This is a genomic window from Streptomyces sp. Inha503, assembly GCF_047215865.1.
Classification (GTDB): domain Bacteria; phylum Actinomycetota; class Actinomycetes; order Streptomycetales; family Streptomycetaceae; genus Streptomyces; species Streptomyces lycopersici.
In genome coordinates this window covers 9,394,011-9,407,066 of record NZ_CP178360.1, presented here as the reverse complement: position 1 = coordinate 9,407,066, position 13,056 = coordinate 9,394,011, and the positions used below count along the sequence as shown (strand labels likewise).

Sequence of the window (13,056 nt, the reverse complement as noted above, 5' to 3'; positions counted from 1 at the left end):
GTTTCCGCGGCCTGGGGCGAAACCCCGGCATCGGGGTCCGGGGCGAAGCCCCCCACGCGGCGGAGCCGCATATCGTCAGGTGCCGGGAAGGGGCGGGGAGGGGGAAGCACCGATATGCGGCTCCGCCGCGTGGCCCGCCGTAGGCGCCATGGTCCGCCGGACGTTTCCTCACGGCCGGTGGGCGTCGGCGGCGGGGCGGGTGAGGGCCGTGGGGGTCGAGAGCGGGCAGTGGTCGTAGCGCAGGGCGAGCAGTGCGACGTCGTCGGCGAGCCGACCCCCGGTGTGACGCAGCAGCGCCGAGCGCACCCCCGCCACGACCGCCGCCGGGACGAGTGGTCCGGCGCCCGCGGCCTCGGACAGGGCGCGGCGCAGCGGGAAGAACGTGCCGTGGGCGTCGCGGGCGTCCTCGGCGCCGTCGGTGTGCAGCACCAGGGTGTCGCCGGTCTCCAGGGCGCCCCAGCGGGCGGTGGGGAGTTCGGCGGGGAGCGGGAAGAGGCCGAGCGGCGGCAGCACCTCGCCGGGCGCGGTCTGCCGGGCCAGGGCCGGGCCCACGGGCTGTTCGCGGAGGCGGTGCGGCCAGGGGTGGCCGCAGTTGAGCGTGGTGACCTCGCCGTCCCGGCCCACCTCCAGCAGCAGGACGGTGACGAACTCCTCGTCCACATGGCTGTCCAGCGGGCACTCCCCCTCGGCGCGGGCCCGCAGATGGCGCTCCAGTGCGCGGTCGAGCCGGCGCAGCACGCCGCCGAGCCGGGGTTCCTCGTGGGCGGCCTCGCGGAAGCTGCCGAGGACGGCGGCCACGCTGCCGATCGCGGCGAGGCCGTGCCCGCGCACATCGCCGATGATGACGCGGACGCCGTACGGGGTGGCCAGCGTCTCGTACAGATCGCCGCCGACGGCGGCGCCCCGGCTGGCCGACAGATGGCCGCCCGCCAGCTCGATGCCGTTCAGCCGGGCCGGAAGCGGCCGCAGCACCACGTCCTGCGCCGCGGCGGCCACCGCCCGTAGCTCCTCCAACTCGCGGACCAGCCGCACCTTGCGGCCCGCCGCGAGATAGCCGCCGACGGCCACGCCGACGATGGCGCAGCAGGTGACCAGTGGTGCGTGCGGCTCCTCCACCTCGCCGTCGGGCTCCAGCGCGGTCGGAGGAGCGAGGGCGAACAGCAGGCCGGCGCCGCCGAGCAGCAGAACGCATCGGCGGCGGCCACCGCTCGCGCAGGCGATGGCGGGTGCCGCGGCGATGAGCGGGACGACCTCGGTGTGGTGCGGGGTCAGCAGCTCCCAGCAGATGACGCCCAGCACCCACAGACAGGGAACGGCGCGGGCGGCCGCCCGCAGATTCCGTGCCCTCCGTACGAACGCGCCGCCGACTGCCGATGTCCCGATCATGTGTCGCCCCCAACGCCGGCCAATGAGGCGGTCGGCCGGGCCCCCGGACGGTCGGTCCCGCATGGGCCGTACGACCGGCACGATTCTTGCGACAGCTTCTGACAATTGGACCAGCCGCCTCCGCATCTCACCTGATCGGGTGACCGTGTCCCGGGCACCCACCCGAACACGCCGCCGTACCGCGGACGCGGTGTCGGCTGTCGGCTGTCGCCAATTGGATTGCCCTACGAGGTGAGCGCGGTCACACTTGTGTCATTCATCGCTTGGGGGAGGCGGTGCGTACGCGACTCCCCCAAAGCTGTTGACCGAGTGTGGGGGGCCTCGTGAAACAGGACACAGCCGCGCCGAGTGACGCCTCGGTGGTGAGGATTCTGGGCGCCGACGGGCGGCCCGAGGGAGCCGGATTCCTCAGCGGATACCGCGAAGTGATCACCTGTGCCCATGTCGTGGCCAGAGCGCTGGGCATCCCGTCCGACCCGCTCGCGGAGCCACCGGCCGGACGATTATGGGTCGACTTCCCCCTGGCGGAGGCCGGCCGGCGCATGGAGGTGCGGATCGCCTCCTGGACCCCGGTCCGGGCCGATGGATCCGGAGACGTCGCCGTCCTGCGCCTGCTCACCGATCCACCCGCCAGGGCGACGGTGGCCCGGCTCGTGGAGGACGTGGCCGAACCGGACCGCCGCGTGCGCACCTTCGGCTTTCCCACCGCCTACGACGACGGCGCGTGGAGCGTCGGCTGGCTGCGCGGTCGGACCGGCGCCGGCTGGTTGCAGTACGACACGGATTCGTCCAGCGAGCACCGCGTACAGACCGGCTTCTCGGGCGCTCCGGTCTGGGATGTGGCCGAGGGCGGCGTGGTCGGAATGGTCGTCGCCGCCGACGACAGGCCGGATGTGCGCACGGCCTATCTCATCCCGACGCAGACGCTCCGCGAGAGCTCCTCGACGCTGGGCGAAACGGCGCTGCCCGCTTGCCCGTTCCGGGCCCTGGAGCCCTTCGAGGAGCGCGACGCCCGGCTGTTCCACGGCCGGGAGGAGCCGGCCCGGCGCATCGTCGACCTGCTCGGCTACGCACCGGCGATCAGCCTGGTCGGACCGTCCGGCTGCGGCAAGTCCTCCTTGCTGCACGCCGGGGCGCTGCCGCGGCTGCGCGGCCGCCGGGACCTGGAAATCATCGCCTTCCGCCCCGGACAGCTCGGCCGGAGCCCGCTCACCGCCCTGGCCCTGGCCCTGCTTCCGCGCCTCGAACCGGACCTGACCGAGACCGCCCGCCTGACCGGGCTGCCCGGACTGACGGATCTGGTGCGCACGGGCCAGCTGCCCGCGGTCGTCGACCGGCTGCTCCAGCGCCAGGGCAAGGACCGGCTGCTCGTGGTGGCCGACCAGTTCGAAGAAGCGCTCATCGGTACCGAGCGGGCGGAGCTGGACGCGCTGGCGGCCGCGCTCGGGCACGCTCTGCACCCCGGGTCCCGGCTGCGGGTCGTCACCACCCTGCGCGCCGACTTCCTCACCCCCGCCCTCCACCACCCCGGGCTCGCCCCGCTGTTCGCGGGCGACCGGCTGTTCACCGTGGGAGCGATGTCCGACGAGGAGCTGCGCGCGGCCATCGAGCGTCCGCTGCTCCACACCGGCGTCCGCTACGAACCGGGGCTGGTGGACCGGATCCTGGCCGACCTCGGCAACGATCCGGGCCGGCTGCCCCTGCTGGAGTTCACCCTCACCAAGCTGTGGGAGCGCCAGCGGCGGGGCGTCATGGGACACGCCGCGTACGAGTCCCTGGGCCGCGTCAACGACGCGCTGGTGACCCATGCGGAACAGATCTGGACCGGCGCCCTCACCGAGGAGGAGCACCGGGCCGCCCGCACGCTGCTCGTCCAGCTCGCCCACCCCGGCGACGGCCGGGTCGAGCCCACCCGCCGCACCCTGACCCGCTCCGAACTGCCGCCCGAGCAATGGCGGATCGCCCAGCGGCTGATGACCACGCGCCTGGTCGTGCCCGGCGAGGAGTACCGCCCCGGCGACGGGCCGCCCGAGGAGACCGTGGAGCTGGCCCATGAGACGCTGCTGACGCACTGGAGCCGGCTGCGCGCGTTCTTCGAGGCCGACCGCGGCTTCCGGGTGTGGCAGGAGGACCTGCGCCGACGCATCGCCGCGTGGGCCGCCGACAAGCGGTCCCGGGGCCGGCTGCTGCGCGGGGCGGATCTGCGGGACGCCCGGGAGTGGCACGCGCGACGCCAGGACGAGCTGCTTCCGGCGGAGAAGGAATACATCGAGGCGAGCGTCCGCGGCGCCCAGCGCCGCCGTACCGTGATCGTCGCCCTCGTCGTCGTGCTCGCCCTCATCGGAGGCGTTCTGGGGCTGGCGGTCCGGTCCTGGCAACAGGACGTCACCACGGACTCGGCCACCCGGGCGTCCCGGGTCCTGCTCCAGCAGTCGCGCGACGCCGAGACCGGCGCCACCGACACCGGGGCCGCGTACACGGCACTGCTGCTGGCCCTGCGCGCCTACCGGACGCAGGACACCGAGCAGACCCGGGCGCGCCTCGGTGAGATGTACGCGCGGTACGGCTTCGCCGACCTCCTCGCCCCCCGGTACCCGTCGATGAACGCACTCCTCACGGACATGGCCGGCCCCCTGCCGGGCTCGTCCCTCATCGACGCCGAAGGGCAGGTGATCGCCTCGCGGAACGCCGCCGGCGAGGTGGTCGTACTGGAACGCACCGACGGCGGGGTACGGCGCCGGCTGCCCGCCGGGCGTGACGCGGACGTCACGGCGGTCAGCCCGGACGGCTCCCTGGTGGCCATGGCCGAAGCACCACTCTTCTCGAACCCCAGTGGCGGGCAGTCGACTCCGTCGAACGACCCGCGCGGATTGCCGGTGCACCTGTACGACGTGCGCACCGGGCAGGACCGGACGCTGGCGCGCCCCGAGAAGGGCGATCCGATTCCGGACACGTCGCGGGAGATACCGGGCTTCCCCGACCTGGAGTTCCCCGACTTCGAGCTCCCCGACATCCCCGGCCTCACGATGCCGACGACGTACGCGCGGTTCGCCTTCTCCCCCGATGGCTCGGTGCTGCTGGGCCAGACCGGTCTCTTCGGCGAAGACGGCCGTCTCGTGCTCTGGGACACCGCCACCGGCCGGATCGAGAAGACCATGCCCGGCCTGCCGGAGCCGGTCACCGCGCTGTGGCTGGACAACGGCGGGAAACGCCTGATCACGATGAACGAGACGGCAAAGGGAGCGTCCTTGGGCACGACTGTCTCCGTGAAGCGATGGGACCTGAGCGGGTCGTCACCGCGCGGGCACCGGCTGTTCGCCTTCCCGAGCTCGGCCAAGAAGAGCGTGTGGGCGGACGTGAGCCCGGACCTCACCCGGGTGGCCGTCGCGGAAACCCGGATCGGCGATCTGAAGGTCGACCACCGGCTGTCCGTCTACCAACTGCCGAGCGGACGGCTCCTCCGCCAGAAGCGCTCCTCCCAGCAGGACGTGGTGACCGGGGTCACCGTCTCCACCGGCGGCTCACGGACCCTGGTCTACGGAGAAGTCCCCAACGCCTCCGTCCCGTCCTCTTCCTCGTCCCCCTCCCCCGGCGGTTCAACGGACGACGGCTTCCTCACCAGAGTGGACAGCCGATGGCAGATCGACCTGCTCGGCCCGGGCGACGACCCGTCGGCGGTCCTGTTGGAGCGTGGCCTGGTCGCCGTCGTCGGCCCCGGCAAGGGCGATCCGCTGCACCGGTTGCCCGGACCCACCACCAGTACCGGCCGCCCCACCGCGACTCCGGCCAAGCGCCCGTCGACTCCCGAGGCCACGCGGTGGATGGCGCACCTGTGCGACATCCTCGGCGATGAGACGCTGCCGCCGACCGTCGGCGAGAAGCTGCCCCCCGGTGCGTACCGGGGAGCGTTGTGCACGAGGAAGGGGTAGGGACGCGTGACCGAGACACGGCTCATCCGGGTGCCGCTGAACGGTTCCGAGGACTCGGGCGGCGCGGAAGCGGTGGTGGTGGAGGTCGACCACACCGCCTCCGGCATCGTGCGCGCCGCCCGGCCGGGCGAGGTCGCGGGAACCGCCGCACGGACGCTGGGCGAGAGCTTCGACCAGGTCCGGGCCGCCGCCGCGACGCTCCTGGACCGGCTGACCACGCTCCCCAACCCGCCGAGCACGGTCGAAGTCGAACTCGGCGTGAAGATCAACGCCGAGGCCGGAGCGGTGATCGCCAAAACGGCGGCCGAGGGGAACTTCACGGTCAGACTGGTCTGGCAGCGGGAGGACGGGCACGGTCCGTGACGGTCACCGTGGAAGCCAGCACGGCGATGGGGCGCGCCCCGATGCGGGACGCGCCCCATCGCCGTGTTCACGGCGAGTGGCTGTAGCCGGTCGCCGTCAGGCTCCGCGCAGGGTGGCGCCCGTGCGGCCGGTGGCCGCCGACACCGCGGCGTCGCGGGACGCGGCGATCTCCTCGGCGGTCAGCGTGCGGTCCGGGGCGCGGAAGCGCAGCGCGTAGGCCAGCGACTTCCTGCCCTCGCCAAGCTGCTCACCGGTGAAGACGTCGAACAGGCGGAGGGATTCCAGCAGTTCCCCCGCGCCCTCGCGCAGCGCCGTCTCGACCTCGGCCGCGGGCACGGACGCGTCCACGACCAGCGCGACGTCCTGGGTGGCCACCGGGAAGGTGGAGACGTGGGGCGCCTCCACGCGGCCGGCGCCGGCCTGCTCGAGGCGGTCGAGCTCGATCTCCATCGCGCAGGTGCGCTCGGGCAGGCCCAGGGCCTTGGTGACCCTGGGGTGGAGCTCACCGGCGTTGCCGACGAGGATCTCCTCGCCGTCGACCACGGCCAGCAGCGCGGCGCAGCGTCCCGGGTGCCACGGGTCCTGCTGGTCCTGGCGGACGATCAGCTCGGCGCCCGCCTCGCGTGCCACGACCCGGCCCGCCTCGACGGCGTCGGCCCAGCTCACCGGAGTGCCCTTGCCCCACCAGCCGGCCTGCTCCCGGTCGCCCGCGAGGACGACGGCGGCGCGGCGCGGCTGGTGCGGCAGCGCCGCGTCGAGCTCGGCGATCTGCTCGTCGGTGGGACGGCGGTCGACGGGCAGGACGGCCGCGGGCGGCTCATCACCGGTGGCGCGGAAGACCAGACCCGTCTCGAAGAGCGCGAGGTCGTGCTCGCCGCGGCCGACATTGCGGCGCAGCGCGCCGAGCAGCCCCGGCAGCAGCGTCGTACGGAGCGCGGGCTCGGTGTCCGACAGCGGGTTGACCAGCCGGACCAGATCGCGCCTCGGGTCATCGGCGGCCAGCCCGAACTGGTCGAGCACCTCCTCGCCGAGGAACGGGTAGTTCAGCGCCTCGACATATCCGGCCCCGGCCAGCGCCCGGCCGACCCGGCGGTGCAGCCGCTGACGCTCGGTCAGCCCGCGACCGGCGGGGGGCTGGGGCAGGGTCGAGGGGAGGTTCTCGTACCCCTCGAGCCGGATGACCTCCTCGGCCAGGTCGTTGGGGTCGGTGAGGTCGGGCCGCCAGCTGGGGACGGTGACGGTGAGGTCGTCGGCGCCGTAGACATCACAGCCGATCTGCTGGAGCCGGCGCACCACGGTCTCGCGGCCGTAGGAGACCCCCGCGACCTTGTCCGGGTGGTCGGCGGGCAGCGTGATGGTGTGCGGGGCGCTGGGCGCGATGATCTCGGTGACGCCCACCTCGGCGGTGCCGCCCGCGAGCAGCACCAGCAGATCGACGGTGCGCTGCGCGGCCGCCGAGGTGGCCTCGGGGTCGACTCCGCGCTCGAACCGGCGGGACGCCTCGGAGGACAGCTTGTGGCGGCGGGCGGTGCGGGCGACCGATACGGGGGCGAAGTGGGCGGCCTCGATGACCACTTCGGTGGTGCCCGCCACCTGGCCGGACTCGGGGTCGGCGACGGTGTCCGCGATCTCGGTGTTGGCACCGCCCATGACACCGGCGAGGCCGATGGGGCCGGTCTCGTCGGTGATGACGAGGTCCTCGGCGTCCAGGACGCGCTGGGTGCCGTCGAGGGTGGTGAGCTTCTCGCCCGGCCCCGCGCGGCGCACCCCGATCGCCCCGGTGATCCGGGAGCGGTCGTAGGCGTGCAGCGGCTGGCCCAGTTCGAGCATCACGTAGTTGGTGATGTCGACGGCGAGCGAGACCGGGCGCATCCCGGCCTTCTGGAGCCGGCGCTGGAGCCAGATCGGGGAGTGCGCCTCGGGGTCGAGCCCGGTGACGGTGCGGGCGGTGAAGCGGTCGCAGCCGACCGGGTCGGCGACCTTGACCGGGTAGCCGTGGCTGTTGGGCGCGGGCACGTCGAGCAGGGCCGGGTCGCGCAGCGGCAGCTCGTAGGCGGTCGCGGTCTCCCGGGCGACCCCGCGCATCGACAGGCAGTAGCCCCGGTCCGGGGTGACGGCGATGTCGAGGACCTCGTCGACGAGCTGGAGCAGCTCGATCGCGTCGGTGCCGACCTCGTACTCCGGCGGCAGCACGATGATGCCGTGCGAGCCGTCGTCCCCCATGCCCAGCTCGTCGCTGGAGCAGATCATGCCGTGCGAGACCTTGCCGTAGGTCTTGCGCGCGGAGATCGCGAAGCCGCCGGGCAGCTCGGCGCCGGGCAGCACGACCACGACCTTGTCGCCGGCCGCGAAGTTCCGCGCGCCACAGACGATCTCCTGCGGCTCACCGGTCCCGTTGGCCCGGCCGACGTCCACGGTGCAGAAGCGGATCGGCTTCTTGAAGCCCTCCAGCTCCTCGATGGTCAGCACCTGCCCGACGACCAGGGGGCCCTTGAGCCCCGCGCCGAGCTGCTCGACCGTCTCGACCTCGAGACCGGCGGCGACGAGTTTGGCCTGTACGTCACGGCCGGCCTCACCGGCGGGCAGGTCGACGTACTCCCGCAGCCAAGAAAGCGGGACCCGCATCAGATCTCCATCCCGAAGGGCCGGGTGAAGCGCACATCACCCTCGACCATGTCTCGCATGTCTTCCACGTTGTGCCGGAACATCAGCATCCGCTCGATGCCGAAGCCGAAGGCGAAGCCGCTGTACCGGTCCGGGTCGACACCGCAGGCGATGAGCACCCGCGGGTTGACCATCCCGCAGCCGCCAAGCTCGATCCAGCCCTCGCTGGAGCAGGTGCGGCAGGGCCGGTCCGGGTTGCCCACGGACTCGCCGCGGCACACGTAGCACAGCATGTCCATCTCGGCGGACGGCTCGGTGAACGGGAAGAAGTTCGGCCGCAGCCGGGTGGACATGCCCTCGCCGAACAGCGCCCGCACCATGTGGTCGAGCGTGCCCTTGAGGTCGGCCATGGTCAGGCCCTCGTCGATGGCGAGCAGCTCCACCTGGTGGAAGACGGGGGTGTGGGTGGCGTCCAGCTCATCGGTGCGGTAGGTGCGGCCCGGGCAGATCACATAGATGGGCGGCTCGCGGTCGATCATCGACCGGATCTGCACCGGCGAGGTGTGGGTGCGCAGCACCACACCGGAGCCCTCGCCGTCCTGGTCGCCCTTGGCGCCGCGCACGAAGAAGGTGTCCTGCATCTCGCGGGCGGGGTGGTCGGGCGGGAAGTTGAGCGCGTCGAAGTTGAACCACTCGGCCTCCGCCTCGGGGCCCTCGGCGACCTCGTAGCCCATCGCCACGAAGACGTCCTCGATGCGCTCGGAGAACGTGGTGATCGGGTGGCGGGCGCCGGCCGGGGTGCGGTCGTACGGCAGGGTGACGTCCACCGCCTCCTCGACCAGCACCCGGGCGTCACGCTCCGCCTCCAGCTCCTCCTGCCGGGTCTTCAGCGCCTGGTTGACCTGGCCGCGGGCCTGGCCGACGCGCTTGCCCGCGTCCGCCTTGGCGTGCGGCGGCAGGGCGCCGATCTCGCGGTTGGCGAGCGCCAGCGGCGAGCGGTCGCCGGTGTGGGCGACCTTCACCTCGCGCAGCGCCTCGAGGTCCCCGGCCGCGGCGATGGCGGCGAGCGCCTCGTCCCGCCTGCGGGCGATCTCTTCCGGTTTCAGTGCCTCGACCTCGACAGGGTCGTACGACTTATTGGGTGCCGACATCTCTTCCCGTGCTTCCGTTTGTCCCCCAGCTACCGCTGGGAGGTGCCCCCCGGCTGCGCGACCCCGGCTCGACTGGCTGCGACCGCTGCGCCCCGTGCAGGGGACGCCAAAGGTGCCAAAGCCCGAGTCTAAGGGGCGCGAGAGGGGCGCTGTTCCGGGGGACGCCGCGCGACGGCCGTCGCGATCGGGGTCCGCCCCGTGCTGGAGAAGCCCGCGGGTGGATCAGGCCAGATAGGCCGGGGTGCCCACGGGCAGGGTAAATCGGAACTCCGCGCCGCCGCCGCGGGCCCGGTCGACGGTGATCGCGCCACCGTGGGCCTCGACGATGCCCTTGACGATGTAGAGCCCCAGGCCGGTGCCGCCGCGCTTGCTGCCCCGCCAGAAGCGGGTGAAGACGCGGCTCATCGACTCCTCCGGGATACCGGGGCCCTCGTCGCTCACGGTGACGGCCGTCCTTTCGACAGTGGGGCCTTCAGGGGGGCCTTCCGCGACCGGCTTGGCCGGTGCGGGCGCTATATCAATGGTGACCGTTCCCTCGCCGTGGCGCACCGCGTTTTCCAGCAGGTTGCCCAGCACCTGATCGATCTTGTCCGGATCGGCCCATAGCCTGGGCAGCGGCCCCCTGACCCGGATCAGGAACCGCTCGGCGGTGTGCCCGGCCGCGGTGAGCGCCTGCACATGGCGGCGGACGGCGGCGGCGAGATCCACCGGCTGGCGGCGCACCTCCAGCCGCCCGGAGTCGATCCGGGAGATGTCCAGCAGCTCGGCGATCAGCCGGGTGACCCGGTTGGCGTCGGCGTCCACGGTCTCCAGCATCAGCCGCTTCTGGTCGTCGGTGAACCGCTCCCACTTGGCCAGCAACGTGGCCGTGAAACCCTTCACGGACGTCAGCGGCGAACGCAGCTCATGGGCGACGGTCGCGATCAGCTCGGCATGGCTGCGCTCGGTGCGGCGGCGGGCCTCGGTACCGCGCAGACAGACCACTACCCGGCGCACCGGCCCGGTCGGCCGCTCGCGCACATAGCGGGCCGAGACCAGCACCTCGCGGCCGCCCGGCAGCAGCAGGTTCCGCTCGGGCTGACCGGCCCGGATGGCCAGCCCTCCGTACGGATCGGTCAGCGCCCACCAGCGCCGGCCGTCCAGGTCCTCTAACGGCAGGGCCACCTCGAGCCGACGGCCGATCGCGTCCGCGGGGTCGGTGGCGGTGATCCGGGCCGCCGCCGCGTTGAAGCACGTGACCAGGCCGGTCTCGTCGGCCACCACCAGGCCGTCGGGCAGATCGTCGGGGTGCGGTCCCAGCGCGTCCGGCGCGCCGCGGGGGTCCTCCCCGGCGGACGGGCGGCCGCGCCGCTCGTCTTGCTCCCCTTGCGCCCCGCCGGGCGGCTCCGCTCCGGGCGCATGGGCTTCGGCCGCCCTGGCGCCTGAAGTCCTGACGTCCATCCCCACACCCCCTCTCGGGTCCCCTCCCAGAGGGGGCAACCCTACTAGGTCGATGTGACGGAGCGGCACCCTGCGGGAGCGCGCTGCGCACGAGCGGAGGCATAGAGGCACACGGCGGCGGCCGTGGCGAGGTTGAGGCTCTCGGCCCTGCCGTGAATCGGAACGCGCACCACCTCGTCCGCGAGTGCGCGGGTAGCCTCCGGCAGGCCCCATGCCTCATTGCCGAAGATCCAGGCGGTGGGGGCGCCCAGCAGCCCCTCGTCCAGCTCCGAGTCCAGGTCCCGCTCCCCCGCCCCGTCCGCGGCCAGCACCCGCGCCCCCGCCTCCCGCAGCCCGCTCACCGCGCGCTCGACGGGCACGCCGACGGCGACGGGGAGGTGGAAGAGGGAGCCGACGGAGGCGCGTACCGCCTTGGGGTTGTACGGGTCCACGGAGGCGTCCGTCAGCACCACCGCGTCCGCCCCGGCGGCGTCGGCGCACCGCAGCACGGTGCCGGCGTTCCCGGGGTCGCGGACGTTCGCGAGCACGGCGACCAGCTTCGGCCGGGCGGCCAGGATCTCCTCGAACGGCGAGTCCAGGAAGCGGCACAGCCCGACGATGCCCTGCGGGGTGACCGTGTCGGACATCTCCGCGACGACGTCGTCGGTCGCGGAGAACACGGGGATGTCCGCCGCGCGGGCGGCGTCGAGGATCTCGTGGTGCCGCTCGGCGGCCTCGGGGGTGGCGTACACCTCCACGAGATGCGCGATGGCCTCCCGTACGGCCTGCGGCCCCTCGACGATGAACCGCCGCTCCTTGCCGCGGAAGCTGCGCTTGGCGAGCCGGCGGGCCGCGGTGACGCGTGGCGATCGCAGGGACGTCAATTCGGGGGTGGCCATGGGGTGCGTGCGCTTTCTCGTGTGATGTGGTGATGGCAAGGGGCCGGGACCGGCAAGGGGCCGCCCACGCCACGGGCAGTCCCGCCGGGGCAGCGGCACGCCGAGCCGCGGGCATCGTCCCGCGGAGCGGTTACCCCGACCCCGCCCCTCCCCGAAACCGGAGGCAAGCCCCCGGGCCCCCGGGGAGGGAGTGCCGACCGCGCCGCCGCAAGCCCCGCGGCGTCAGCGCCGCGTCCAACCGCGGGCATCGCCTCGCGGAGCGAATACCCCCACCCCGCCCCTCCCCGAAACCAGAGGCAAACCCCCAGCCCCCGGGGAGGCAGTACCGACCGCGCCGCCGCAAGCCCCGCAGCGGCAGCGCCGCGTCCAGCCGCGGGCATCGCCTCGCGGAGCGAATACCCCCACCCCGCCCCTCCCCGAAACCGGAGGCAAGCCCCCGGGCCCCCGGGGAGGCAGTACCGACCGCGCCGCCGCAAGCCCCGCGGCGGCAGCGCCGCACGAAGCTGCGGAGCCGCCATCCCGCAGAGCGGAACGCACCCCGGTTGTGGGCAATCGTCCCGCGGAGGGGGCACATCCCAGCGGTAGCTGGGGGAGGGACGGGTGGGCACAACCCGGCCACCGGGCCGCACCCGGCGACGAGACCCCAGGGGCACACCCCGGCCACCGTCACCGGGCCGCACTCCGGGGGCGAAACCCACGAGGCCGCGACCGGGGGCGGAGCCCCACGGGGCCGCCGCCGGGGGGGCGAGCCCCAAGGGGCACCCACATGCGCGGACCCGCAGGTGGTGCGTTCACCTGCGGGTCCACTCGGCAATGCTCAGCGCAGCGGTTACGCGGCCTTCGGCGCGTTCACATCGCTCGGCAGCGCCTTCTGCGCGGCCTCCACCAGCGCCGCGAACGCGTTCGCGTCGTTGACGGCGAGGTCCGCCAGAATCTTGCGGTCGACCTCGATGTTCGCGGCCTTCAGACCCTGGATGAAGCGGTTGTACGTCATGCCATTGGCGCGGGCAGCGGCGTTGATGCGCTGGATCCACAGCTGACGGAAGTCGCCCTTGCGCTTCTTGCGGTCGTTGTAGTTGTAGACCAGAGAGTGGGTGACCTGCTCCTTGGCCTTGCGGTACAGGCGGGAGCGCTGGCCCCGGTAGCCGCTGGCCTGCTCGAGGATCGCCCGGCGCTTCTTGTGGGCGTTGACTGCCCGCTTGACGCGTGCCACTTGTTTAACTCCTTGTACGGGGCCGCGGGTGACTCACGCGGCCCGGAAACGAATAGGTCCCGGTGGGTCCCGGTCTGGCGCTCGCCGCACCC

The 13,056-nt window shown here is 73.3% G+C and carries 8 protein-coding genes; 2 read left to right on the top strand and 6 right to left on the bottom strand.

What is annotated here, in order from left to right:
• Nucleotides 1-168: 168 nt before the first annotated feature.
• Nucleotides 169-1,386, bottom strand: a complete 1,218-nt coding sequence (locus tag ACJX2R_RS39875) for a PP2C family protein-serine/threonine phosphatase (RefSeq protein WP_413104049.1) — start codon at nt 1,384-1,386, stop codon at nt 169-171.
• A gap of 323 nt (nt 1,387-1,709) precedes the next feature.
• Here ACJX2R_RS39875 and ACJX2R_RS39870 point away from each other — a divergent pair, with 323 nt between their 5' ends.
• Nucleotides 1,710-5,315: a trypsin-like peptidase domain-containing protein gene (locus ACJX2R_RS39870; protein ID WP_413104048.1), complete on the top strand. Its 3,606-nt coding sequence runs from the start codon at nt 1,710-1,712 to the stop codon at nt 5,313-5,315.
• 6 nt (nt 5,316-5,321) lie between these two features.
• Nucleotides 5,322-5,678, top strand: a complete 357-nt coding sequence (locus ACJX2R_RS39865; RefSeq protein ID WP_413104047.1) for a CU044_2847 family protein — start codon at nt 5,322-5,324, stop codon at nt 5,676-5,678.
• Nucleotides 5,679-5,774: 96 nt separating this feature from the next.
• Here the strand turns inward: ACJX2R_RS39865 and pheT are convergent, their stop codons facing one another.
• The 5 genes from pheT to rplT all read right to left on the bottom strand — a co-directional run bounded on the left by pheT (nt 5,775) and on the right by rplT (nt 12,964).
• On the bottom strand, nt 5,775-8,303 hold the full coding sequence (gene pheT, locus ACJX2R_RS39860; RefSeq protein WP_413104046.1) for a phenylalanine--tRNA ligase subunit beta: 2,529 nt from the start codon (nt 8,301-8,303) through the stop codon (nt 5,775-5,777).
• Nucleotides 8,303-9,433: a phenylalanine--tRNA ligase subunit alpha gene (gene pheS, locus ACJX2R_RS39855; protein WP_413104045.1), complete on the bottom strand. Its 1,131-nt coding sequence runs from the start codon at nt 9,431-9,433 to the stop codon at nt 8,303-8,305. Before pheS ends, pheT begins: the two co-directional genes overlap by 1 nt.
• 222 nt (nt 9,434-9,655) lie before the next feature.
• Entirely contained in the window at nt 9,656-10,873 is a 1,218-nt protein-coding gene (locus ACJX2R_RS39850) for an ATP-binding protein (protein ID WP_413104044.1), read from the bottom strand.
• 44 nt (nt 10,874-10,917) lie between these two features.
• Entirely contained in the window at nt 10,918-11,751 is an 834-nt protein-coding gene (locus tag ACJX2R_RS39845; RefSeq protein ID WP_413104043.1) for a TrmH family RNA methyltransferase, read from the bottom strand.
• 829 nt (nt 11,752-12,580) lie between these two features.
• Nucleotides 12,581-12,964, bottom strand: a complete 384-nt coding sequence (gene rplT, locus ACJX2R_RS39840) for a 50S ribosomal protein L20 (protein ID WP_009713826.1) — start codon at nt 12,962-12,964, stop codon at nt 12,581-12,583.
• Between the last annotated feature and the right edge of the window lie 92 nt (nt 12,965-13,056).